The following is a 22,667-nucleotide window of genomic DNA, read 5'->3' on the forward strand; positions in this document are numbered from 1 at the left end:
ACCATCATGCCGTTAAGTCCCTACCTCTCTTTTGCTGGTAACTGTTCCGATGCGATTGCCTATTATCAACGCACGTTGGGCGCGGAACTGCTTTATAAAATCAGCTTCGGGGAAATGCCGAAATCAGCGCAGGACAGCGCCGAGAACTGCCCTTCCGGTATGCAATTTCCCGATACCGCTATCGCCCATGCTAACGTGCGTATTGCCGGAAGCGATATCATGATGAGCGATGCCATACCGTCAGGAAAAGCCAGCTACTCCGGTTTTACACTGGTACTCGATTCGCAACAGGTCGAAGAAGGAAAACGCTGGTTTGATAACCTTGCTGCTAACGGAAAAATCGAAATGGCCTGGCAGGAAACTTTCTGGGCGCATGGCTTCGGCAAAGTCACCGATAAATTTGGCGTGCCGTGGATGATTAATGTCGTTAAACAACAACCAACGCACTAACCCGCCGGGAGGCCCGCCCTCCCGCACTGTCATCGAATTCCCGTTAACTCTTCATCTGTTAGTCACTTTTAGTTAACAAAATCGTCACGATAATCCGCCACGATGGAGCCACTTTTTTAGGGAGGCTGCATCATGCAAACGATTATCCGTGTCGAGAAGCTCGCCAAAACCTTCAATCAGCATCAGGCGCTGCATGCGGTTGATCTGAACATTCATCACGGTGAAATGGTGGCTCTGCTTGGGCCGTCCGGTTCCGGCAAATCCACCCTTTTACGTCATTTAAGCGGTTTGATTACCGGCGATAAATCTGCCGGTAGCCATATCGAGCTGCTGGGCCGCACAGTCCAGCGCGAAGGCCGCCTGGCCCGCGATATCCGCAAAAGCCGCGCCAACACCGGCTACATCTTCCAACAATTCAACCTGGTGAATCGCCTGAGCGTACTGGAGAACGTGCTGATTGGCGCGCTCGGCAGCACGCCATTCTGGCGCACCTGTTTTAGCTACTTCACCCGCGAGCAGAAACAGCGCGCGTTACAGGCGCTGACCCGCGTTGGCATGGTGCACTTTGCCCATCAGCGCGTTTCCACCCTCTCCGGCGGACAGCAGCAGCGTGTGGCGATTGCCCGTGCGCTGATGCAGCAGGCGAAGGTGATTCTGGCCGATGAACCCATCGCCTCGCTGGACCCGGAATCGGCGCGCATCGTGATGGACACCCTGCGCGACATTAACCAGAACGACGGCATTACCGTGGTCGTCACGCTGCATCAGGTGGATTACGCCCTGCGCTACTGCGAACGCATCGTCGCCCTGCGCCAGGGGCACGTCTTCTACGACGGCAGCAGCCAACAGTTTGATAACGAACGTTTTGACCATCTCTACCGCAGCATTAACCGCGTCGAAGAGAACGCGAAAGCTGCCTGACATCCCCATCATTGAGGAAAACGAATGAACGCTAAGATAATTGCCTCGCTGGCCTTCACCAGCATGTTCAGCCTCAGCACCCTGTTAAGCCCGGCGCACGCCGAAGAGCAGGAAAAGGCGCTGAATTTCGGCATTATTTCAACGGAATCACAGCAAAACCTGAAACCGCAATGGACGCCGTTCTTACAGGATATGGAGAAGAAGCTGGGCGTAAAGGTCAACGCCTTCTTTGCCCCGGACTACGCGGGCATTATCCAGGGGATGCGCTTCAATAAAGTGGATATCGCCTGGTACGGCAATCTATCGGCGATGGAAGCGGTGGATCGCGCCAACGGTCAGGTCTTCGCCCAGACGGTCGCGGCGGATGGATCGCCGGGTTACTGGAGCGTGTTGATCGTCAACAAAGACAGCCCGATCAACAACCTGAACGATCTGCTGGCAAAGCGTAAAGATCTCACCTTCGGCAATGGCGATCCTAACTCCACCTCTGGCTTCCTCGTCCCCGGTTACTATGTCTTTGCCAAAAACAATATCTCCGCCAGCGACTTTAAGCGCACGGTGAACGCCGGGCATGAAACCAACGCCCTCGCCGTCGCCAACAAGCAGGTGGATGTCGCCACCAACAACACTGAAAACCTCGACAAGCTGAAAACCTCCGCGCCGGAGAAGCTGAAAGAACTGAAGGTGATCTGGAAATCGCCGCTGATCCCAGGCGATCCGATCGTCTGGCGCAAAAATCTTTCCGAAACCACCAAAGACAAGATCTACGACTTCTTTATGAACTACGGCAAAACGCCGGAAGAGAAAGCGGTGCTGGAACGCCTGGGCTGGGCGCCGTTCCGCGCCTCCAGCGACCTGCAACTTGTGCCGATTCGCCAGCTCGCGCTGTTTAAAGAGATGCAGGGCGTGAAAGGCAATAAAGGGCTGAATGAGCAGGACAAGCTGGCAAAAACCAGCGCCATTCAGGCGCAACTGGATGACCTGGACCGCCTGAACAACGCGTTAAGCGCGATGAGTTCGGTGAGTAAAGCGGTGCAGTAATGTGCTCGATCGGTCCCCTCTCCCTTGAGGGAGAGGGTTAGGGTGAGGGGGAAATGCGCACGCTGGTGCCCTCACCCCGGCCCTCTCCCACAGGGAGAGGGAGAAAACATTAAACGGAGCCAAACATGCAAACCATCACCATCGCCCCACCCAAGCGCAGCTGGTTCTCGCTTCTGAGCTGGGCCATTGTTCTCGCCGTGCTGGTCGTCTCGTGGCAGGGCGCGGAAATGGCCCCGCTCACGCTGATTAAAGACGGCGGCAACATGGCGACGTTCGCCGCCGACTTCTTCCCGCCCGATTTCAGCCAGTGGCAGGATTACCTCACCGAAATGGCCGTCACGCTGCAAATCGCCGTCTGGGGCACCGCGCTGGCAGTCGTTCTCTCCATCCCCTTCGGCCTGATGAGCGCCGAAAACCTGGTGCCGTGGTGGGTTTACCAGCCCGTTCGCCGCCTGATGGACGCCTGCCGCGCCATTAACGAGATGGTCTTCGCCATGCTGTTCGTGGTCGCCGTCGGTCTCGGTCCGTTCGCTGGCGTACTGGCGCTGTTTATCCACACCACCGGCGTGCTCTCCAAACTGCTTTCCGAAGCGGTAGAAGCAATTGAACCCGGCCCGGTGGAAGGCATTCGCGCCACCGGTGCCAACAAGCTCGAAGAGATCCTCTATGGCGTGCTGCCGCAGGTGATGCCGCTGCTAATCTCCTACTCCCTCTATCGCTTCGAATCCAACGTCCGTTCGGCGACTGTCGTCGGCATGGTCGGCGCGGGCGGGATCGGCGTCACGCTGTGGGAAGCGATTCGCGGTTTCCAGTTCCAGCAAACCTGCGCCCTGATGGTGCTGATTATCGTCACGGTCAGCCTGCTGGATTTCCTCTCTCAACGGTTGCGTAAGCACTTTATCTGATAAGCGAGGCATTGATATTTATGCACTTGTCTACACATCCGACCAGCTACCCAACACGCTATCAGGAGATAGCCGCAAAACTTGAGCAGGAACTTCGTCAACACTACCGCTGCGGCGACTATCTTCCCGCCGAGCAGCAACTGGCAGCGCGCTTTGAGGTGAATCGCCACACCCTGCGCCGTGCCATCGACCAACTGGTGGAAAAAGGCTGGGTACAGCGCCGTCAGGGCATCGGCGTACTGGTGCTGATGCGCCCGTTCGATTACCCGCTCAACGCCCAGGCGCGTTTTAGCCAGAACCTGCTGGATCAGGGTAGCCATCCCACCAGCGAAAAACTGCTGTCGGTGCTTCGCCCGGCCTCCGCCCACGTCGCTGACGCGCTGGGGATAACCGAGGGCGAGAACGTTATCCACCTGCGCACCCTGCGCCGGGTCAACGGCGTCGCGCTCTGTTTAATCGACCACTACTTTGCGGACCTCACCCTCTGGCCGACGCTGCAACGTTTCGACAGCGGCTCGCTGCACGATTTTCTGCGTGAGCAAACGGGGATTGCGCTGCGCCGCAGCCAGACGCGGATCAGCGCCCGCCGCGCCCAGGCCAAAGAGTGCCAGCGTCTTGAAATTCCGAATATGTCGCCGCTGCTGTGCGTGCGCACCCTTAACCACCGTGACGGTGAAAGCAGCCCGGCGGAGTACTCCGTCAGCCTGACGCGCGCCGACATGATTGAATTCACCATGGAGCACTGAATGCACGCAGATACCGCGACCCGCCAGCACTGGATGTCCGTGCTGGCGCACAGCCAACCGGCTGAACTGGCAGCCCGCCTGAAGGCGCTGAACATCACCGCCGACTATGAGGTGATCCGCGCCGCTGAAACCGGCCTGGTACAGATTCAGGCGCGAATGGGTGGCACCGGCGAACGCTTTTTTGCCGGCGATGCCACGCTCACCCGCGCCGCTGTACGCCTGACTGACGGCACGCTCGGCTACAGCTGGGTGCTGGGACGCGACAAACAGCACGCCGAACGCTGCGCGCTGATTGACGCGCTGATGCAGCAATCTCGCCACTTTCAAAACTTATCAGAAACCCTTATTGCCCCGCTGGACGCTGACCGTATGGCACGCATTGCCGCACGCCAGGCCGAAGTGAACGCCAGTCGGGTCGACTTCTTTACGATGGTTCGCGGAGACAACGCATGACCCTGGAAACCGCTTTTATGCTTCCCGTGCAGGATGCCCAGCACAGTTTTCGTCGCCTGTTAAAGGCCATGAGCGAGCCGGGCGTCATTGTCGCCCTGCATCAACTCAAACGCGGCTGGCAGCCGCTGAATATTGCCTCTACCAGCGTATTGCTGACGCTGGCTGATAACGACACGCCGGTGTGGCTTTCCGAGCCATTAAGTAACGATATCGTCAGCCAGAGCCTGCGTTTTCATACCAACGCCCCGCTGGTCAATCAGCCGGAACAGGCGACCTTCGCAGTGACGGATGAGGCGATTGCCAGCGAGCAGCTCAACGCCCTTTCCACCGGCACCGCCGTTGCGCCGGAAGCCGGTGCGACGTTGATTTTACAGGTCACCAGCCTGAGCGGCGGACGCATGCTGCGCCTCACCGGCGCGGGCATTGCCGAAGAACGGATGATCGCCCCACAGCTGCCGGAGTGCATTCTGCACGAACTCACCGAGCGCCCGCACCCGTTCCCGCTCGGCATCGACCTGATCCTGACCTGCGGCGAGCGCCTGCTGGCTATTCCGCGAACCACTCATGTGGAGGTGTGCTGATGTACGTTGCCGTGAAAGGGGGCGAGAAGGCGATCGACGCCGCCCACGCCCTGCAAGAGAGCCGACGCCGGGGCGATACCGATTTGCCTGAACTGAGCGTCGCCCAGATTGAACAGCAGCTTAATCTCGCGGTGGATCGCGTGATGACCGAAGGCGGCATTGCCGACTGCGAACTGGCCGCACTGGCGCTGAAACAGGCCAGTGGCGATAACGTTGAAGCAATTTTCCTGCTGCGCGCCTACCGCACGACGCTGGCAAAACTGGCGGTAAGCGAGCCGCTCGACACCACCGAGATGCGTCTCGAACGCCGTATCTCCGCCGTTTATAAAGACATTCCTGGCGGCCAGCTGCTTGGCCCGACCTACGACTACACCCATCGCCTGCTCGATTTCACCCTGCTGGCGAATGGCGAAGCGCCGACGCTGACCACCGCCGACAGCGAGCAAGCCCCATCACCGCACGTTTTCAGCCTGCTGGCGCGTCAGGGGCTGGCGAAGTTTGAAGAGGATAGCAGCACACAGCCGGATGACATCACCCGCACGCCGCCGGTTTACCCCTGCTCACGCTCCTCCCGCCTGCAGCAGCTCATGCGCGGAGACGAAGGCTATTTGCTGGCGCTGGCCTACTCCACCCAGCGTGGTTACGGACGCAATCACCCGTTCGCAGGCGAAATCCGCAGTGGCTATATCGACGTGTCTATTGTGCCGGAAGAGCTGGGATTTGCGGTGAACATCGGCGAACTGCTGATGACCGAGTGTGAAATGGTCAACGGTTTTATCGACCCGCCGGATGAGCCGCCGCACTTCACGCGCGGCTACGGGCTGGTGTTCGGCATGAGCGAGCGCAAAGCGATGGCAATGGCGCTGGTTGACCGCGCTCTACAAGCCCCGGAGTACGGCGAGCACGCGACAGGCCCGGCGCAGGATGAAGAGTTCGTGCTGGCGCATGCCGACAACGTCGAAGCCGCAGGCTTTGTCTCGCACCTCAAACTCCCGCACTACGTCGATTTCCAGGCCGAACTGGAGCTACTCAAACGTCTGCAACAGGAGCAGAACCATGGCTAATCTGAGCGGCTACAACTTTGCCTACCTCGACGAGCAGACCAAACGTATGATCCGCCGCGCCATCTTAAAAGCGGTGGCAATCCCCGGCTATCAGGTGCCGTTTGGCGGGCGCGAGATGCCGATGCCATACGGCTGGGGAACCGGCGGCATACAGCTTACCGCCAGCGTGATTGGCGAAAGCGACGTGTTGAAGGTGATTGACCAGGGCGCGGATGACACCACCAACGCGGTGTCGATTCGCAACTTCTTTAAGCGCGTGACCGGGGTAAATACCACTGAACGCACGGACGATGCGACGCTTATCCAGACGCGCCACCGCATCCCCGAAACGCCGCTGACCGAAGATCAGATCATTATCTTCCAGGTGCCGATCCCGGAACCGCTGCGCTTTATCGAGCCGCGCGAAACGGAGACCCGCACCATGCACGCGCTGGAGGAGTACGGCGTGATGCAGGTGAAACTATATGAAGATATCGCCCGCTTCGGTCATATCGCCACCACCTACGCCTATCCGGTGAAGGTGAACGGACGCTACGTAATGGACCCATCGCCGATCCCGAAATTTGATAACCCGAAAATGGACATGATGCCCGCCCTGCAACTGTTCGGCGCGGGGCGCGAGAAGCGCATTTATGCGGTGCCGCCGTTTACCCGCGTGGAAAGCCTCGATTTCGACGATCACCCGTTCACCGTCCAGCAGTGGGATGAGCCCTGCGCCATCTGCGGATCGACCCACAGCTATCTCGATGAAGTGGTGCTGGATGACGCCGGAAACCGCATGTTTGTCTGCTCCGATACCGATTATTGCCGCCAACAGAGCGAGGCGAAAAGCCAATGAATCAACCGTTACTTTCGGTCAATAACCTGACCCACCTTTACGCGCCGGGCAAAGGCTTCAGCGATGTCTCTTTTGATTTATGGCCGGGGGAAGTGCTGGGCATTGTCGGGGAATCCGGTTCCGGGAAGACCACGCTGCTGAAATCAATCTCCGCCCGTCTGACGCCGCAACAGGGGGAGATTCACTATGAAAACCGTTCCCTCTATGGCATGAGCGAGGCCGACCGCCGTCGCCTGCTGCGCACCGAATGGGGCGTGGTGCATCAGCATCCGCTCGACGGCCTGCGCCGTCAGGTGTCAGCAGGCGGCAATATCGGCGAACGGCTGATGGCGACCGGGGCGCGTCATTACGGCGACATTCGCGCTACCGCGCAGAAGTGGCTGGAAGAGGTGGAAATTCCCGCCAACCGTATCGACGATCTGCCGACCACTTTTTCCGGCGGCATGCAGCAGCGTTTGCAGATTGCCCGCAACCTGGTGACGCATCCGAAGCTGGTGTTTATGGACGAGCCAACCGGCGGGCTGGATGTGTCAGTGCAGGCACGCCTGCTCGACCTGCTGCGCGGCCTGGTGGTGGAACTGAACCTGGCGGTGGTGATTGTCACCCACGATCTGGGCGTCGCCCGCCTGCTGGCGGACCGTTTGCTGGTGATGAAACAGGGGCAAGTGGTGGAGAGTGGGTTAACCGACCGCGTACTCGACGACCCACATCATCCGTATACCCAATTGCTGGTGTCATCGGTTTTGCAGAATTGAGTTGCAACACTTTGCGCACTGATCCCCTCACCCCGGCCCTCTCCCGGAGGGAGAGGGAGAAAACCGGCGCAATATTCAACACCGCGCACAATCGGTCCCCTCGCCCCTTCGGGGAGAGGGTTAGGGTGAGGGGCAATGCGCGCACCGCTCCCCAATATGCGAACCACGAGGCGAAAAATGATTAACGTACAAAACGTCAGTAAAACCTTCATCCTGCACCAACAAAACGGCGTGCGCCTGCCTGTATTACAACGCGCCTCGCTCACCGTCAACGCGGGCGAATGCGTGGTGCTCCACGGCCATTCCGGCAGCGGGAAATCGACCCTGCTACGTTCGCTGTATGCCAACTATCTGCCCGACGAAGGGCAAATCCAGATTAAACACGGTGACGAATGGATAGACCTGGTCACCGCCCCAGCGCGCAAAGTGGTGGAAATCCGCAAAACCACCGTCGGCTGGGTGAGCCAGTTTCTGCGGGTCATCCCGCGTATTTCGGCGCTGGAAGTGGTAATGCAGCCGCTGCTCGATACCGGCGTTCCGCGTGATACCTGCGCCGCTAAAGCCGCGCGTCTGCTCACCCGCCTGAACGTGCCGGAACGCCTGTGGCACCTTGCGCCATCGACCTTCTCCGGCGGCGAACAGCAGCGCGTCAACATCGCGCGCGGCTTTATCGTCGACTACCCCATCCTGCTGCTCGATGAACCTACCGCCTCGCTGGACGCCAAAAACAGCGCCGCCGTAGTCGAACTGATCCGCGAAGCCAAAGCCCGTGGCGCAGCCATCGTCGGCATCTTCCATGACGAAGCCGTACGCAATGACGTCGCCGACCGCCTGCACCCAATGGGAGCCTCTGCATGATTATCAATAACGTCAAACTGGTGCTGGAAAACGAAGTGGTACACGGCTCGCTGGAGATGCAGGACGGTGAAATCCGCGCCTTTGCCGAAAGCCAGAGCCGCCTGCCAGAGGCGATGGACGGCGAAGGCGGCTGGCTGCTGCCGGGGCTGATTGAGCTGCATACCGACAATCTCGATAAATTCTTCACTCCGCGCCCAAAAGTGGACTGGCCTGCCCACTCAGCGATGAGCAGCCACGACGCGCTGATGGTGGCGAGCGGCATCACCACGGTGCTGGATGCCGTGGCGATTGGTGATGTGCGCGACGGCGGCGATCGGCTGGAGAATCTGGAGAAGATGATCAACGCCATCGAAGAGACGCAGAAACGCGGCGTCAACCGCGCCGAGCACCGTCTGCACCTGCGCTGTGAACTGCCACATCACACCACGCTGCCGCTGTTTGAAAAACTGGTGCAGCGCGAGCCGGTCACGCTGGTGTCGCTGATGGACCACTCACCGGGCCAGCGCCAGTTCGCCAATCGCGAGAAGTATCGCGAATATTACCAGGGCAAATACTCGCTCACCGATGCGCAGATGCAGCAGTACGAAGAGGAACAGCTGGCGCTTGCCGCACGCTGGTCGCAGCCGAATCGCGAAACCATCGCCGCAATGTGCCGCGCGCGACAAATTGCCCTCGCCAGCCACGATGATGCCACGCACGCGCACGTTGCCGAATCCCACCAGCTTGGCAGCGTAATCGCCGAATTTCCCACCACGTTCGAAGCGGCGGAAGCTTCGCGCAAGCATGGCATGAATGTATTGATGGGCGCGCCGAATATTGTGCGCGGCGGTTCGCACTCCGGCAACGTGGCGGCCAGTGAACTGGCACAGCTTGGTCTGCTGGATATCCTCTCTTCCGACTACTACCCCGCCAGCCTGCTCGATGCGGCATTTCGCGTCGCCGATGACGAGAGCAACCGCTTTACGCTGCCGCAGGCGGTGAAGCTGGTGACTAAAAATCCGGCGCAGGCGCTTAATCTTCAGGATCGCGGGGTGATTGGCGAGGGCAAACGCGCCGACCTGGTGCTGGCGCATCGCAAGGGCAACCACATTCATATCGACCACGTCTGGCGTCAGGGGAAAAGGGTGTTCTGATGACGGGAAAACTGATTTGGTTAATGGGGGCCTCTGGCTCCGGAAAAGACAGTCTGTTGACGGAACTCCGCCAGCGGGAACAAACTCAGCTACTGGTAGCGCATCGCTACATCACGCGCGCCGCCAGCGCCGGAAGTGAAAACCATATCGCCCTGAGCGAGCAGGAGTTTTTTACCCGCGCGGGGCAGAACCTTCTGGCCTTAAGCTGGCACGCCAACGGCCTGTATTATGGCATCGGCGTCGAGATTGACCTCTGGCTGCACGCTGGATTTGACGTGGTGGTCAACGGCTCACGCGCCCATCTACCGCAGGCGCGGGCGCGCTATCAATCGGCGCTGCTGCCCGTTTGTTTACAGGTTTCGCCGGAGATCCTGCGCCAGCGCCTGGAAAACCGTGGCCGTGAAAACGCCAGTGAAATTAACGCCCGCCTGGCGCGCGCCGCCCGCTATACTCCTCAGGATTGCCATACGCTCAACAATGACGGCAGCCTGCGCCAGTCGGTCGACACGCTGCTGACGCTGATCCATTCGAAGGAGAAACACCATGCCTGCTTGTGAGCTTCGCCCGGCCACGCAGTATGACACCGACGCGGTTTACGCGCTGATATGTGAGCTAAAACAGGCGGAGTTTGACCATCACGCGTTTCGCGTGGGGTTTAACGCCAATCTGCGCGACCCGAACATGCGCTACCATCTGGCGCTGCTGGATGGCGAAGTTGTCGGCATGATCGGCCTGCATTTGCAGTTTCATCTGCATCATGTCAACTGGATCGGCGAAATTCAGGAACTGGTGGTGATGCCGCAGGCGCGCGGTCTGAACGTCGGCAGTAAATTACTGGCATGGGCCGAAGAAGAAGCCCGACAGGCCGGGGCCGAAATGACCGAGCTTTCCACCAACGTCAAGCGCCACGACGCGCACCGTTTCTATCTGCGCGAAGGCTACGAGCAGAGCCACTTCCGCTTCACCAAGGCGCTGTAACATGAGCCTGACCCTCACACTTACTGGCACTGGCGGCGCACAGGGTGTTCCCGCATGGGGCTGTGAGTGCGCGGCCTGCGCCAGAGCGCGGCGCTCACCGCAGTATCGCCGCCAGCCATGCAGCGGCGTCGTGAAGTTTAACGACGCGATCACCCTGATCGACGCCGGGCTGCACGATCTCGCCGATCGCTGGTCGCCCGGATCGTTCCAGCAGTTTTTGCTGACACACTACCATATGGATCACGTGCAGGGGCTGTTTCCGCTGCGCTGGGGCGTGGGCAATTCGATCCCGGTCTACGGCCCGCCGGATGAACAGGGCTGCGACGATCTGTTTAAACATCCGGGCCTGCTTGATTTCAGCCACACGGTGGAGCCGTTTGTGATGTTTGATTTGCAGGGATTACAGGTCACGCCGCTGCCGCTCAACCATTCGAAACTCACTTTCGGCTATCTACTGGAAACGGCGCACAGCCGGGTGGCGTGGCTGTCTGACACCGCAGGCCTGCCGGAAAAAACGGTGAAATTTTTACGCAATAATCAGCCACAGGTAATGGTGATTGATTGCAGCCACCCACCGCGCGCGAATTCGCCACGCAATCACTGTGATTTAAACACCGTGCTGGCGCTGAATGAAGTTATCCGCTCGCCGCGCGTGGTTCTGACACATATCAGCCATCAGCTTGATGTGTGGCTGATGGAGAACGTACTGCCGTCAGGGTTTGAGGCGGGGTTTGATGGGATGGAGATTGGGGTGGAGTGATGGGTGAGGGGCGATGCCTGCTCTAAACTCAACATCACCGCCCATACTCATCTTCCATTCTCCGCTCTTCATCTTCTAGCTGCCGACGCTCCTGATCCAGCTGGCGCTGGCGATCGTCCAGCTGCCTGCGGCGATCTTCAAACTGGCGGCGGCGATCGTCATATTGTCTGCGCCGATCGTCGTTCACTTCACGCTGCCAGCCGTCGTCGCGCGAATCTTCATAGTCTCGCCCACGGTCAGGGTTATAAGCATCGTTAATCGCCTGCTGAATATTGCCAATGGTGTCGTCGATAATATCGGCCTGGGCCGGAACGGTGGACAGCGTGAGCAGGGTGAATAAAAGAAATAGCGGAAAACGTTTCATTAGCCAACCTCAAAAAGAAACTCTATCCACATTAGTCATTACTCATCCATGCAAGTAGTGGATGAATCTCAATTTTTCCGCTGCTCTATTGCCGTAATCGCCTCCACGCGTTGTTGATGACGACCGCCTTCGTACTGCGCGCCCAGCCACGCATCCACAATCATTTTTGCCAGTTCGAGGCCAACCACTCGCGAACCAAAAGCCAGTGCAACTTCACTGGCGTAATGCGGATAATCAGTGCGCTCTGACGACCTGGTTTCTTTATCAATCCCCTCACTCATTGACCATGAATAAAAGGCTGGCACAGCAACGCAGAATCCTGCGGTGCCAGCGACATGACCGCCCATTGCTCCGGTACGTTTTTTAATAAGAAACACCGGTTGCATTGATTAATTGTGCTCAGTATTTGCCGAAGTACAATATATATAATAAATATATAAAACACCTCATATTATTTACAGAGATAATGAATTCGCTTACTTTTCCCTCTTCAGCACAAATGCCTAATAAAATGGCTCGTTCCGCTCACACTTCCACTTATTAAAGTCGCAAATTCCCAATTATGATAACGCCAGCTTTAAATGACGTATTTTGCATGGATTACATATTTACGACATAAATGATAAATGGAGATTTATATGAATAACTCTCGGTTATTCCGTTTGAGCAGGATTGTTATTGCGTTAACTGCCGCCAGCGGCATGATGGTAAATACCGCTCACGCAACAGATGAAGCGAAAGCCGCGACTCAATATACCCAGCAGGTTAATCAGCATTACGCAAAATCATTACCGTTTAGCGATCGTCAGGACTTTGACGATGCCCAGCGTGGATTTATCGCCCCGCTGCTGGATGAAGGTATTCTGCGCGATGCGAATGGCAAAGTTTACTACCGCGCGGATGATTACAAATTTGATATTAATGCCGCTGCACCGGAAACCGTAAACCCCAGCCTGTGGCGTCAGTCGCAAATCAACGGCATTTCTGGCCTGTTCAAAGTCACCGATAAAATGTATCAGGTGCGCGGCCAGGATATCTCTAACATTACATTCGTTGAGGGCGAGAAAGGCATTATTGTTATCGACCCGCTGGTAACGCCGCCTGCCGCAAAAGCCGCACTTGACCTCTATTATCAACATCGTCCACAAAAACCGATTGTTGCTGTTATTTATACTCACAGCCACACCGACCACTATGGCGGCGTGAAAGGCATTATCTCTGAAGCGGATGTTAAATCTGGCAAAGTGCAGGTGATCGCTCCGGCAGGCTTTATGGACGAAGCCATCAGCGAAAACGTGCTGGCGGGTAACATCATGAGCCGCCGTGCGCTCTACTCTTACGGTCTGTTACTGCCGCACAACGCGCAAGGCAACGTGGGCAACGGCCTGGGCGTGACGCTGGCAACGGGCGACCCGAGCATTATTGCGCCAACCAAAACGATTGTCAGAACTGGCGAGAAGATGGTTATCGACGGTCTGGAGTTTGACTTTCTGATGACTCCGGGTAGCGAAGCGCCAGCCGAAATGCACTTCTATATTCCGGCCCTGAAAGCCCTGTGTACCGCCGAAAACGCCACGCATACCCTGCACAACTTCTACACCCTGCGCGGCGCGAAAACCCGCGATACCAGCAAGTGGACAGAGTATCTGAACGAAACGCTGGATATGTGGGGTAACGACGCGGAAGTACTGTTTATGCCGCACACCTGGCCGGTCTGGGGCAATAAGCATATCAATGATTATATTGGTAAATATCGCGATACTATCAAATACATTCACGACCAGACCCTGCACCTGGCGAACCAGGGTTACACCATGAATGAAATCGGCGACATGATTAAGCTGCCACCTGCGCTTGCCAATAACTGGGCCAGCCGCGGCTATTACGGTTCTGTTAGCCACAACGCCCGTGCAGTATATAACTTCTATCTCGGCTATTATGACGGCAATCCAGCTAACCTACATCCGTACGGTCAGGTGGAGATGGGCAAACGTTACGTGAAAGCGCTGGGCGGTTCCGCCCGTGTCATCAACCTGGCGCAAGAAGCGAACAAGCAAGGGGATTACCGCTGGTCAGCAGAGTTGCTGAAACAGGTGATTGCTGCCAATCCGGGTGACCAGGTGGCGAAGAATCTGCAAGCGAATAACTTTGAGCAGTTGGGTTATCAGGCCGAGTCCGCCACCTGGCGCGGTTTCTACCTGACCGGCGCGAAAGAACTGCGCGAAGGGGTGCATAAGTTCAGCCACGGCACCACCGGTTCTCCGGACACCCTTCGCGGGATGTCGGTCGAAATGCTGTTCGACTTTATGGCCGTTCGTCTCGACAGCGAAAAAGCCGCAGGTAAGAATATCAGCCTGAACTTCAATATGAGTAACGGCGATAACCTCAACCTGACGCTGAACGATAGCGTGCTTAACTATCGTAAAACGCTACAACCTGAAGCCAACGCCTCTTTCTATATCAGCCGTGAAGATCTTCACGCCGTGCTGACCGGACAAGCCAAAATGGCGGATCTGGTAAAAGCGAAGAAAGCCAAAATTATTGGCAATGGCGCGAAACTGGAAGAAATTATTGCCTGTCTGGATAATTTCGATTTGTGGGTGAATATCGTAACCCCAAATTAATGCCACTCACTTTTGGGGGCGCTTAAGCCCCCAAAAGCATTTATTTTAAAAATACATACAACAAATTAATACATAAAATATATAAGTTATGAATGCGGTGGCTGAATAAAGCTATTTTTATTCATCGAGAAAATAGCCATACTGACGCCTTCAATGGATATTGATATTCACTACAGATATTGTTCGCAGCAGACAGGATGTATTTAATATGCCAACAGTTCTCTCTCGCATGGCGATGCAACTCAAAAAAACAGCCTGGATAATTCCCGTCTTCATGGTTTCGGGATGCTCATTATCTCCGGCAATCCCGGTGATCGGCGCTTATTATCCCAGCTGGTTTTTCTGCGCCATTGCCAGCCTTATTTTGACGCTCATCACGAGGCGAATTATTCAGCGGGCAAATATCAATCTGGCATTTGTCGGAATTATTTATACCGCCCTTTTTGCTCTCTACGCCATGCTGTTCTGGCTGGCATTTTTCTAATCTATTTGAGACGCGCTCATGGAAAGTACGCCGAAAAAAGCTCCTCGCAGTAAATTCCCTGCTCTGTTAGTGGTTGCGTTGGCGCTGGTTGCCCTTGTTTTCGTTATCTGGCGCGTAGACAGTGCGCCATCAACTAATGACGCCTACGCGTCAGCAGATACCATTGATGTGGTGCCGGAAGTCAGCGGTCGCATTGTAGAACTGGCGGTCACCGACAACCAGGCGGTGAAACAGGGCGATTTGCTGTTCCGCATCGACCCGCGCCCGTACGAAGCCAATCTGGCGAAAGCCGAAGCCTCCCTCACGGCGCTGGATAAGCAAATTATGCTCACCCAGCGTAGCGTTGACGCACAACAGTTTGGTGCCGACTCGGTTAATGCCACGGTAGAAAAAGCCCGTGCCGCCGCGAAACAGGCCAGTGATACATTACGCCGCACCGAGCCATTACTGAAAGAAGGTTTCGTCTCAGCGGAAGACGTTGACCGTGCAAGAACGGCGCAGCGCGCCGCAGAAGCCGATCTTAACGCCGTATTGTTGCAGGCGCAGTCAGCCGCCAGCGCCATCAGCGGCGTGGATGCGCTGGTGGCGCAACGTGCGGCAGTGGAAGCGGATATTGCGTTGACGAAACTGCATCTGGAAATGGCGACCGTTCGCGCGCCGTTTGATGGCCGGGTCATTTCCCTCAAAACCTCCGTCGGGCAATTTGCTTCTGCCATGCGCCCTATTTTCACCCTAATCGACACTCGTCACTGGTACGTGATCGCCAACTTCCGCGAAACTGATCTGAAAAATATTCGCTCAGGTACACCCGCAACCATTCGCCTGATGAGCGACAGCGGCAAAACCTTCGCAGGTAAAGTGGATTCGATTGGCTACGGCGTGCTACCGGATGACGGCGGCCTGGTGCTGGGCGGCCTGCCGAAAGTGTCTCGTTCTATTAACTGGGTCCGCGTTGCCCAGCGTTTTCCGGTCAAAATCATGGTTGAAAAACCTGACCCGGAAATGTTCCGCATCGGCGCTTCGGCAGTCGCTAATCTTGAGCCGCAATAATGAGCGCGCTCAACTCCCTGCCATTACCGGTGGTCAGGCTGCTGGCGTTCTTTCATGAAGAGTTAAGCGAGCGGCGACCAGGCCGCGTGCCGCAGACTATGCAACTCTGGGTAGGCTGCTTGCTGGTGATTCTGATCTCGATGACTTTTGAGATCCCTTTTGTGGCGTTATCACTGGCAGTGCTGTTTTACGGTATTCAGTCGAACGCGTTTTACACCAAATTTGTCGCGATCTTGTTTGTGGTCGCCACGATGCTGGAAATCGCCAGCCTGTTTTTGATCTACAAATGGTCATATGGCGAACCGTTGATCCGATTGATCATTGCCGGGCCGATCCTGATGGGCTGCATGTTTTTGATGCGCACCCATCGGCTTGGGCTGGTTTTTTTCGCCGTCGCCATTGTCGCTATTTACGGGCAAACATTCCCCGCCATGCTCGACTATCCGGAAGTGGTCGTGCGCTTAACCCTGTGGTGTATCGTTGTCGGCCTCTACCCGACGTTATTGATGACGTTAATCGGCGTGCTGTGGTTTCCCAGCCGCGCTATCACGCAGATACATCAGGTGCTTAATGATCGGCTTGATGATGCCATTAGCCACCTGACGGACAGCCTCGCCCCGCTACCCGAAACGCGGATTGAAAGAGAGGCGCTGGCGCTGCAAAAACTCAATGCCTTTTGCCTCGCGGACGATGCCAACTGGCGAACTCAGAGCGCATGGTGGCAAAGCTGCGTGGCAACGGTAACCTACATTTACTCGACGCTGAATCGCTACGATCCCACCTCTTTTGCAGATTCGCAGGCCATCATTGAACTTCGGCAAAAATTAGCCTCAGAAATCAACAAACTGCAGCAAGCCATTGCCGAAGGTCAGTGCTGGCAAAGCGACTGGCGGATCACTGAAAGTGAAGCGATGGCGGCACGGGAATGTAACCTGGAGAATATCTGCCAGACATTGTTGCAACTGGGTCAGATGGACCCGAATACGCCGCCAACGCCCGCCGCCAAACCGCCATCAATGGTCGCCGATGCTTTTACCAATCCAGACTATATGCGCTACGCGGTAAAAACGCTGCTCGCCTGTTTGATCTGTTACACCTTCTACAGCGGCGTGGACTGGGAAGGCATTCACACCTGTATGCTGACCTGCGTGATCGTCGCTAACCCCAATGTCGGTTCGTCGTACCAGAAGATGGTGTTGCGTTTTGGCGGGGCTTTTTGCGGCGCAATTCTGGCGCTGTTATTCACGCTACTGGTCATGCCCTGGCTGGACAATATTGTCGAATTGCTGTTTGTGCTGGCACCGATTTTCCTGTTGGGCGCATGGATTGCCACCAGCTCTGAACGTTCTTCTTATATCGGCACACAGATGGTGGTCACCTTCGCACTCGCCACGCTCGAAAACGTTTTTGGCCCGGTGTACGACCTGGTGGAAATTCGCGATCGCGCCCTGGGTATCATCATTGGTACCGTGGTGTCCGCGGTGATTTACACCTTTGTCTGGCCTGAAAGTGAAGCGCGCGCACTGCCGCAAAAACTGGCTGGCGCGCTGGGTATGTTGAGTAAAGTAATGCGGATCCCACGCCAGCAGGAAGTCACGGCTCTGCGCACTTATCTGCAAATTCGTATAGGTCTGCATGCGGCGTTTAATGCCTGTGAAGAGATGTGCCAACGCGTGGCGCTGGAGCGTCAACTGGACAGCGAAGAACGCGCGTTACTGATTGAACGTTCGCAAACGGTAATTCGTCAGGGCCGCGATATTCTTCACGCCTGGGATGCAACCTGGAACTCGGCGCAGGCACTGGATAACGCACTACAGCCGGACAGAGCAGGTCAGTTTGCCGACGCTCTGGAGAAATACGCCGCCGGTCTGGCAACCGCACTCAGTCGTTCTCCTCAAATAACGCTTGAAGAAACACCCGCCTCGCAGGCCATTCTGCCGACCTTATTAAAACAGGAGCAACACGTCTGCCAGCTTTTCGCCCGCTTGCCAGACTGGACAGCCCCGGCATTAACGCCCGCCACGGAACAGGCACAAGGAGCCACGCAATGATCAATCGTCAACTTTCACGCCTGCTGTTATGCAGCATTCTCGGCAGCGCGACCCTCATGTCTGGCTGTGCCCTGGTGCGTAAGGATTCTGCGCCTCATCAACAGCTCAAACCGGAACAAATCAAACTGGCCGATGATATTCATCTTGCCAGCTCCGGTTGGCCGCAGGCGCAGTGGTGGAAACAACTCAATGACCCGCAGTTGGATGCTTTGATCCAACGGACGCTAAGTGGTTCACACACCCTCGCCGAAGCGAAACTGCGGGAAGAAAAAGCGCAGTCGCAGGCCGATTTGTTAGATGCCGGTTCACAATTACAGGTCGCAGCGTTAGGGATGCTCAACCGCCAACGTGTCTCGGCGAACGGCTTTTTAAGCCCTTATGCTATGGATGCGCCAGCACTGGGTATGGACGGGCCGTACTATACGGAAGCCACAGTCGGTTTGTTTGCCGGACTGGATCTTGATTTGTGGGGTGTGCATCGCTCAGCGGTTGCTGCCGCCATTGGCGCGCATAATGCCGCGCTGGCAGAAACCGCAGCAGTGGAGTTATCACTCACAACGGGCGTGGCGCAGCTTTATTACAGCATGCAGGCCAGCTACCAGATGCTCGATCTGTTAGAACAAACTCGCGATGTGATTGATTACGCGGTGAAAGCGCACCAGAGCAAAGTGGCGCACGGCCTGGAAGCGCAAGTGCCTTTCCACGGCGCGCGGGCACAGATTCTGGCGGTCGATAAACAAATTGCAGCCGTCAAAGGGCAAATCACCGAAACGCGAGAATCTCTGCGTGCATTGATTGGCGCAGGAGCCAGCGATATGCCGGAGATCAAACCGGTGGCATTACCGCAAGTCCAGACCGGTATTCCGGCGACACTCTCTTATGAGTTGCTCGCCAGACGCCCGGATCTGCAAGCCATGCGCTGGTATGTTCAGGCGTCATTAGATCAGGTGGATTCCGCGCGGGCGCTGTTCTACCCGAGCTTTGATATCAAAGCGTTTTTCGGCCTGGATTCTATCCACCTGGATACCTTATTCAAAAAAACCAGTCGCCAGTTCAACTTTATCCCAGGTCTGAAATTGCCGCTGTTTGACGGTGGACGGTTGAATGCCAATCTCGAAGGCACTCGCGCCGCCAGCAACATGATGATTGAACGTTACAACCAGTCAGTGCTGAATGCGGTGCGCGACGTTGCCGTCAACGGCACGCGTCTGCAAACGCTCAACGACGAGCGGGAGATGCAGGCAGAACGCGTAGAAGCAACGCGCTTCACCCAGCGCGCTGCCGACGCCGCCTACCAACGAGGCTTAACCAGTCGCTTACAGGCCACCGAAGCCCAGTTGCCGGTGCTTGCCGAAGAGATGTCATTACTGATGCTGGACAGCCGCCGGGTGATCCAAAGCATTCAGTTGATGAAATCGCTGGGTGGCGGGTATCAGGCAGGTCCCGTCGTCGAGAAAAAATAAAATGTCAGCCGCGTGATGGCTGTCACGCGGTATTTCGTTTCGTCACGTCAAAACTGACGACAGCCTGTTTTTCGTCAGAGTTTTGAATAAATAGTGCCCGTAATATCAGGGAATGACCCCAAATAAAATGTGGCATAAAAGATGCATACTGTAGTCGAGAGCGCGTATGCGTGATTTGATTAACTGGAGCGAGACCGATGAAAAAAGTCGTCACGGTTTGCCCCTATTGCGCATCAGGTTGCAAAATCAACCTGGTCGTCGATAACGGCAAAATCGTCCGGGCGGAGGCAGCGCAGGGGAAAACCAACCAGGGTACCCTGTGTCTGAAGGGTTATTATGGCTGGGACTTCATTAACGATACCCAGATCCTGACCCCGCGCCTGAAAACCCCCATGATTCGTCGCCAGCGTGGCGGCAAACTCGAACCTGTTTCCTGGGATGAGGCACTGAATTACGTTGCCGAGCGCCTGAGCGCCATCAAAGAGAAGTACGGTCCGGATGCCATCCAGACGACCGGCTCCTCGCGTGGTACGGGTAACGAAACCAACTATGTAATGCAAAAATTTGCGCGCGCCGTTATTGGTACCAATAACGTTGACTGCTGCGCTCGTGTCTGACACGGCCCATCGGTTGCAGGTCTGCACCAATCGGTCGGTAATGGCGCAATGAGCAATGCTATTAACGAAATTGATAATACCGATTTAGTGTTCGTTTTCGGGTACAACCCGGCGGATTCCCACCCAATCGTGGCGAACCACGTAATTAACGCTAAACGTAACGGGGCGAAAATTATCGTCTGCGATCCGCGCAAAATTGAAACCGCGCGCATTGCTGACATGCACATTGCACTGAAAAACGGCTCGAACATCGCGCTGTTGAATGCAATGGGCCATGTCATTATTGAAGAAAATCTGTACGACAAAGCGTTCGTCGCTTCCCGTACAGAAGGCTTTGAAGAGTATCGTAAAATCGTTGAAGGCTACACGCCGGAGTCGGTTGAAGATATCACCGGCGTTAGCGCCAGTGAGATTCGTCAGGCGGCGCGGATGTATGCCCAGGCGGAAAGCGCAGCCATTCTGTGGGGCATGGGTGTTACCCAGTTCTACCAGGGCGTGGAAACCGTACGTTCTCTGACCAGCCTTGCAATGCTGACCGGTAACCTCGGTAAGCCGCATGCGGGTGTAAACCCGGTTCGTGGTCAAAACAACGTGCAGGGGGCCTGCGATATGGGCGCACTGCCAGATACTTACCCTGGCTACCAGTATGTGAAAGATCCGGCTAACCGCGAGAAATTCGCCAAAGCCTGGGGCGTGGAAAGCCTGCCTGCTCATACCGGTTATCGCATCAGCGAGCTGCCACACCGCGCAGCGCATGGTGAAGTGCGTGCCGCGTACATTATGGGCGAAGATCCGCTACAAACTGACGCGGAGCTGTCGGCAGTACGTAAAGCCTTTGAAGATCTGGAACTGGTCATCGTTCAGGACATCTTTATGACCAAAACCGCGTCGGCGGCGGACGTTATTTTACCGTCCACCTCGTGGGGCGAGCATGAAGGCGTGTTTACTGCGGCTGACCGTGGCTTCCAGCGTTTCTTCAAAGCAGTTGAACCGAAATGGGATCTGAAAACGGACTGGCAGATTATCAGTGAAATCGCCACCCGTATGGGTTATCCGATGCACTACAACAACACCCAGGAGATCTGGGATGAGTTGCGTCATCTGTGCCCGGATTTCTACGGTGCGACTTACGAGAAAATGGGCGAACTGGGCTTCATTCAGTGGCCTTGTCGCGATACTTCAGATGCCGATCAGGGGACTTCTTATCTGTTTAAAGAGAAGTTTGATACTCCGAACGGTCTGGCGCAGTTCTTCACCTGCGACTGGGTAGCGCCAATTGACAAACTCACCGATGAGTACCCGATGGTACTGTCAACGGTGCGTGAAGTCGGTCACTACTCTTGCCGTTCGATGACCGGTAACTGTGCGGCACTTGCGGCGCTGGCTGATGAACCAGGCTACGCACAAATCAATACCGAAGACGCCAAACGTCTGGGTATTGAAGATGAGGCATTGGTTTGGGTGCACTCGCGTAAAGGCAAAATTATCACCCGTGCGCAGGTCAGCGATCGTCCGAACAAAGGGGCGATTTACATGACCTACCAGTGGTGGATTGGTGCCTGTAACGAGCTGGTTACCGAAAACTTAAGCCCGATTACGAAAACGCCGGAATACAAATACTGCGCCGTGCGCGTCGAGCCGATCGCCGATCAGCGCGCCGCCGAGCAGTACGTGATTGACGAGTACAACAAGTTGAAAACTCGCCTGCGCGAAGCGGCACTGGCGTAATACAGTCCTTTCTACAGCCTCATTTCGGAGGCTGTTTTTTTATCCATTCGAACTCTTTATACTGGTCACTCCCTACCCAATCGTATTATCAAAATGAAAAAAATTATCGCATTGATGTTGTTTTTGACATTCTTTGCCCATGCGAACGGCTCCGAGCCTGGCAGTCAGTATTTAAAGGCTGCAGAGGCTGGAGACCGACGCGCACAATATTTTCTTGCCGACAGCTGGTTTAGCTCCGGCGATTTGAGCAAAGCCGAATATTGGGCACAGAAAGCCGCCGACAGCGGTGATGCTGATGCCTGCGCGCTGTTGGCGCAGATCAAAATCACCAATCCGGTCAGTCTGGACTATCCACAAGCAAAAGTTCTTGCAGAGAAAGCGGCGCAAGCAGGCAGTAAAGAAGGTGAAGTGACGCTGGCGCATATTCTGGTGAATACTCAAGCGGGTAAACCGGATTATCCAAAGGCGATTTCGCTGTTAGAAAACGCCTCGGAAGATCTGGAGAACGACTCCGCCGTCGATGCCCAAATGCTGCTTGGTTTGATTTACGCCAACGGCGTGGGCATTAAGGCCGACGATGACAAGGCAACCTGGTATTTCAAACGCAGCTCTGCGATTTCCCGAACCGGTTATTCCGAGTACTGGGCGGGAATGATGTTCTTAAATGGTGAAGAAGGTTTTATCGAGAAGAACAAACAGAAGGCGCTGCACTGGCTGAACCTGAGCTGTATGGAAGGGTTTGATACCGGGTGTGAAGAGTTTGAAAAATTAACTAACGGTTAATGTAGGCCTGATAAGACGCG

At 55.9% G+C, this 22,667-nt stretch carries 24 protein-coding genes; 22 read left to right on the forward strand and 2 right to left on the reverse strand.

What is annotated here, in order from left to right; translation table 11 throughout:
* The first annotated feature begins 6 nt into the window (after positions 1 to 6).
* From yjdN to phnP, 15 genes are all read left to right on the forward strand, one after another.
* Entirely contained in the window at positions 7 to 450 is a 444-nt protein-coding gene (gene yjdN / locus FQ015_RS08025; RefSeq protein WP_001131334.1) for a VOC family metalloprotein YjdN, read from the forward strand.
* A gap of 132 nt (positions 451 to 582) precedes the next feature.
* The gene (phnC, locus tag FQ015_RS08030; RefSeq protein WP_001193403.1) at positions 583 to 1,371 is read left to right on the forward strand and encodes a phosphonate ABC transporter ATP-binding protein; all 789 of its coding nucleotides are present in this window, start codon (positions 583 to 585) and stop codon (positions 1,369 to 1,371) included.
* Between the two features lie 24 nt (positions 1,372 to 1,395).
* Positions 1,396 to 2,412 (forward strand): phosphonate ABC transporter substrate-binding protein, encoded by a 1,017-nt coding sequence (phnD, locus tag FQ015_RS08035; RefSeq protein ID WP_000991995.1) that lies wholly within the window; start codon positions 1,396 to 1,398, stop codon positions 2,410 to 2,412.
* A gap of 125 nt (positions 2,413 to 2,537) precedes the next feature.
* Positions 2,538 to 3,317, forward strand: a complete 780-nt coding sequence (gene phnE / locus FQ015_RS08040; RefSeq protein WP_001193496.1) for a phosphonate ABC transporter, permease protein PhnE — start codon at positions 2,538 to 2,540, stop codon at positions 3,315 to 3,317.
* Between the two features lie 20 nt (positions 3,318 to 3,337).
* Positions 3,338 to 4,063 (forward strand): phosphonate metabolism transcriptional regulator PhnF, encoded by a 726-nt coding sequence (gene phnF / locus FQ015_RS08045; RefSeq protein WP_160523936.1) that lies wholly within the window; start codon positions 3,338 to 3,340, stop codon positions 4,061 to 4,063.
* On the forward strand, positions 4,064 to 4,516 hold the full coding sequence (gene phnG / locus FQ015_RS08050) for a phosphonate C-P lyase system protein PhnG (RefSeq protein WP_000542765.1): 453 nt from the start codon (positions 4,064 to 4,066) through the stop codon (positions 4,514 to 4,516).
* Positions 4,513 to 5,097, forward strand: coding sequence for a phosphonate C-P lyase system protein PhnH (phnH, locus tag FQ015_RS08055; RefSeq protein ID WP_039021440.1), 585 nt, complete (start codon positions 4,513 to 4,515; stop codon positions 5,095 to 5,097). Before phnG ends, phnH begins: the two co-directional genes overlap by 4 nt.
* Positions 5,097 to 6,161 carry an alpha-D-ribose 1-methylphosphonate 5-triphosphate synthase subunit PhnI gene (gene phnI, locus FQ015_RS08060; protein WP_160523937.1) on the forward strand — a complete coding sequence of 355 codons (1,065 nt, stop codon included), beginning with the start codon at positions 5,097 to 5,099 and terminating at the stop codon, positions 6,159 to 6,161. The genes phnH and phnI overlap by 1 nt, the downstream gene beginning before the upstream one ends.
* On the forward strand, positions 6,154 to 6,999 hold the full coding sequence (phnJ, locus tag FQ015_RS08065) for an alpha-D-ribose 1-methylphosphonate 5-phosphate C-P-lyase PhnJ (protein ID WP_000002284.1): 846 nt from the start codon (positions 6,154 to 6,156) through the stop codon (positions 6,997 to 6,999). Before phnI ends, phnJ begins: the two co-directional genes overlap by 8 nt.
* Positions 6,996 to 7,754 carry a phosphonate C-P lyase system protein PhnK gene (gene phnK, locus FQ015_RS08070; RefSeq protein WP_001075518.1) on the forward strand — a complete coding sequence of 253 codons (759 nt, stop codon included), beginning with the start codon at positions 6,996 to 6,998 and terminating at the stop codon, positions 7,752 to 7,754. The genes phnJ and phnK overlap by 4 nt, the downstream gene beginning before the upstream one ends.
* A 177-nt stretch (positions 7,755 to 7,931) precedes the next feature.
* Positions 7,932 to 8,612 (forward strand): phosphonate C-P lyase system protein PhnL, encoded by a 681-nt coding sequence (gene phnL / locus FQ015_RS08075; protein ID WP_039021438.1) that lies wholly within the window; start codon positions 7,932 to 7,934, stop codon positions 8,610 to 8,612.
* The gene (gene phnM, locus FQ015_RS08080; RefSeq protein WP_039021437.1) at positions 8,609 to 9,745 is read left to right on the forward strand and encodes an alpha-D-ribose 1-methylphosphonate 5-triphosphate diphosphatase; all 1,137 of its coding nucleotides are present in this window, start codon (positions 8,609 to 8,611) and stop codon (positions 9,743 to 9,745) included. Before phnL ends, phnM begins: the two co-directional genes overlap by 4 nt.
* Entirely contained in the window at positions 9,745 to 10,302 is a 558-nt protein-coding gene (gene phnN, locus FQ015_RS08085) for a ribose 1,5-bisphosphokinase (protein WP_039021436.1), read from the forward strand. Before phnM ends, phnN begins: the two co-directional genes overlap by 1 nt.
* Entirely contained in the window at positions 10,289 to 10,723 is a 435-nt protein-coding gene (gene phnO, locus FQ015_RS08090) for an aminoalkylphosphonate N-acetyltransferase (RefSeq protein ID WP_001110490.1), read from the forward strand. The genes phnN and phnO overlap by 14 nt, the downstream gene beginning before the upstream one ends.
* 1 nt (position 10,724) lies before the next feature.
* The gene (gene phnP / locus FQ015_RS08095) at positions 10,725 to 11,483 is read left to right on the forward strand and encodes a phosphonate metabolism protein PhnP (RefSeq protein ID WP_032304310.1); all 759 of its coding nucleotides are present in this window, start codon (positions 10,725 to 10,727) and stop codon (positions 11,481 to 11,483) included.
* A 34-nt stretch (positions 11,484 to 11,517) separates the two neighbouring features.
* On the opposite strand, the gene yjdP is transcribed toward phnP, so the two are convergent.
* The gene (gene yjdP, locus FQ015_RS08100) at positions 11,518 to 11,847 is read right to left on the reverse strand and encodes a DDRRRQL repeat protein YjdP (RefSeq protein ID WP_000819739.1); all 330 of its coding nucleotides are present in this window, start codon (positions 11,845 to 11,847) and stop codon (positions 11,518 to 11,520) included.
* 68 nt (positions 11,848 to 11,915) lie between these two features.
* Positions 11,916 to 12,233, reverse strand: a complete 318-nt coding sequence (locus tag FQ015_RS08105; RefSeq protein ID WP_001183291.1) for an RpiB/LacA/LacB family sugar-phosphate isomerase — start codon at positions 12,231 to 12,233, stop codon at positions 11,916 to 11,918.
* A gap of 252 nt (positions 12,234 to 12,485) precedes the next feature.
* Between FQ015_RS08105 and yjcS the strand changes: the two genes are divergently transcribed.
* The 7 genes from yjcS to yjcO all read left to right on the forward strand — a co-directional run bounded on the left by yjcS (position 12,486) and on the right by yjcO (position 22,647).
* On the forward strand, positions 12,486 to 14,471 hold the full coding sequence (gene yjcS / locus FQ015_RS08110) for an alkyl sulfatase YjcS (protein ID WP_105279073.1): 1,986 nt from the start codon (positions 12,486 to 12,488) through the stop codon (positions 14,469 to 14,471).
* Positions 14,472 to 14,679: 208 nt separating this feature from the next.
* Entirely contained in the window at positions 14,680 to 14,955 is a 276-nt protein-coding gene (locus FQ015_RS08115; protein ID WP_001305715.1) for a YtcA family lipoprotein, read from the forward strand.
* 18 nt (positions 14,956 to 14,973) lie between these two features.
* Positions 14,974 to 16,005 carry a multidrug efflux transporter periplasmic adaptor subunit MdtN gene (gene mdtN / locus FQ015_RS08120; protein ID WP_160523938.1) on the forward strand — a complete coding sequence of 344 codons (1,032 nt, stop codon included), beginning with the start codon at positions 14,974 to 14,976 and terminating at the stop codon, positions 16,003 to 16,005.
* Entirely contained in the window at positions 16,005 to 18,056 is a 2,052-nt protein-coding gene (gene mdtO, locus FQ015_RS08125) for a multidrug efflux transporter permease subunit MdtO (protein WP_039021432.1), read from the forward strand. The genes mdtN and mdtO overlap by 1 nt, the downstream gene beginning before the upstream one ends.
* Entirely contained in the window at positions 18,053 to 19,519 is a 1,467-nt protein-coding gene (gene mdtP / locus FQ015_RS08130) for a multidrug efflux transporter outer membrane subunit MdtP (RefSeq protein ID WP_160523939.1), read from the forward strand. Before mdtO ends, mdtP begins: the two co-directional genes overlap by 4 nt.
* Positions 19,520 to 19,716: 197 nt before the next feature.
* On the forward strand, positions 19,717 to 21,864 hold the full coding sequence (gene fdhF / locus FQ015_RS08135) for a formate dehydrogenase subunit alpha (protein ID WP_077627041.1): 2,148 nt from the start codon (positions 19,717 to 19,719) through the stop codon (positions 21,862 to 21,864).
* Positions 21,865 to 21,957: 93 nt separating this feature from the next.
* Positions 21,958 to 22,647, forward strand: a complete 690-nt coding sequence (yjcO, locus tag FQ015_RS08140; protein ID WP_000719893.1) for a Sel1 family TPR-like repeat protein YjcO — start codon at positions 21,958 to 21,960, stop codon at positions 22,645 to 22,647.
* The last annotated feature ends 20 nt before the right edge of the window (positions 22,648 to 22,667 follow it).

The sequence above is a fragment of the Escherichia sp. HH26CH genome, assembly GCF_009820205.1.
Lineage (GTDB): Bacteria > Pseudomonadota > Gammaproteobacteria > Enterobacterales > Enterobacteriaceae > Escherichia > Escherichia coli_F.

Excerpts from the sequence above, each read along its gene's own strand:
- yjdN (WP_001131334.1), top strand. The coding sequence starts at position 7 with ATGCCGTTAAGTCCCTACCTCTCTTTTGCTGGTAACTGTTCCGATGCG.
- phnC (WP_001193403.1), top strand. The coding sequence starts at position 583 with ATGCAAACGATTATCCGTGTCGAGAAGCTCGCCAAAACCTTCAATCAG.
- phnD (WP_000991995.1), top strand. The coding sequence starts at position 1,396 with ATGAACGCTAAGATAATTGCCTCGCTGGCCTTCACCAGCATGTTCAGC.
- phnE (WP_001193496.1), top strand. The coding sequence starts at position 2,538 with ATGCAAACCATCACCATCGCCCCACCCAAGCGCAGCTGGTTCTCGCTT.
- phnF (WP_160523936.1), top strand. The coding sequence starts at position 3,338 with ATGCACTTGTCTACACATCCGACCAGCTACCCAACACGCTATCAGGAG.
- phnG (WP_000542765.1), top strand. The coding sequence starts at position 4,064 with ATGCACGCAGATACCGCGACCCGCCAGCACTGGATGTCCGTGCTGGCG.
- phnH (WP_039021440.1), top strand. The coding sequence starts at position 4,513 with ATGACCCTGGAAACCGCTTTTATGCTTCCCGTGCAGGATGCCCAGCAC.
- phnI (WP_160523937.1), top strand. The coding sequence starts at position 5,097 with ATGTACGTTGCCGTGAAAGGGGGCGAGAAGGCGATCGACGCCGCCCAC.
- phnJ (WP_000002284.1), top strand. The coding sequence starts at position 6,154 with ATGGCTAATCTGAGCGGCTACAACTTTGCCTACCTCGACGAGCAGACC.
- phnK (WP_001075518.1), top strand. The coding sequence starts at position 6,996 with ATGAATCAACCGTTACTTTCGGTCAATAACCTGACCCACCTTTACGCG.
- phnL (WP_039021438.1), top strand. The coding sequence starts at position 7,932 with ATGATTAACGTACAAAACGTCAGTAAAACCTTCATCCTGCACCAACAA.
- phnM (WP_039021437.1), top strand. The coding sequence starts at position 8,609 with ATGATTATCAATAACGTCAAACTGGTGCTGGAAAACGAAGTGGTACAC.
- phnN (WP_039021436.1), top strand. The coding sequence starts at position 9,745 with ATGACGGGAAAACTGATTTGGTTAATGGGGGCCTCTGGCTCCGGAAAA.
- phnO (WP_001110490.1), top strand. The coding sequence starts at position 10,289 with ATGCCTGCTTGTGAGCTTCGCCCGGCCACGCAGTATGACACCGACGCG.
- phnP (WP_032304310.1), top strand. The coding sequence starts at position 10,725 with ATGAGCCTGACCCTCACACTTACTGGCACTGGCGGCGCACAGGGTGTT.
- yjdP (WP_000819739.1), bottom strand. The coding sequence starts at position 11,847 with ATGAAACGTTTTCCGCTATTTCTTTTATTCACCCTGCTCACGCTGTCC.
- FQ015_RS08105 (WP_001183291.1), bottom strand. The coding sequence starts at position 12,233 with ATGCAACCGGTGTTTCTTATTAAAAAACGTACCGGAGCAATGGGCGGT.
- yjcS (WP_105279073.1), top strand. The coding sequence starts at position 12,486 with ATGAATAACTCTCGGTTATTCCGTTTGAGCAGGATTGTTATTGCGTTA.
- FQ015_RS08115 (WP_001305715.1), top strand. The coding sequence starts at position 14,680 with ATGCCAACAGTTCTCTCTCGCATGGCGATGCAACTCAAAAAAACAGCC.
- mdtN (WP_160523938.1), top strand. The coding sequence starts at position 14,974 with ATGGAAAGTACGCCGAAAAAAGCTCCTCGCAGTAAATTCCCTGCTCTG.
- mdtO (WP_039021432.1), top strand. The coding sequence starts at position 16,005 with ATGAGCGCGCTCAACTCCCTGCCATTACCGGTGGTCAGGCTGCTGGCG.
- mdtP (WP_160523939.1), top strand. The coding sequence starts at position 18,053 with ATGATCAATCGTCAACTTTCACGCCTGCTGTTATGCAGCATTCTCGGC.
- yjcO (WP_000719893.1), top strand. The coding sequence starts at position 21,958 with ATGAAAAAAATTATCGCATTGATGTTGTTTTTGACATTCTTTGCCCAT.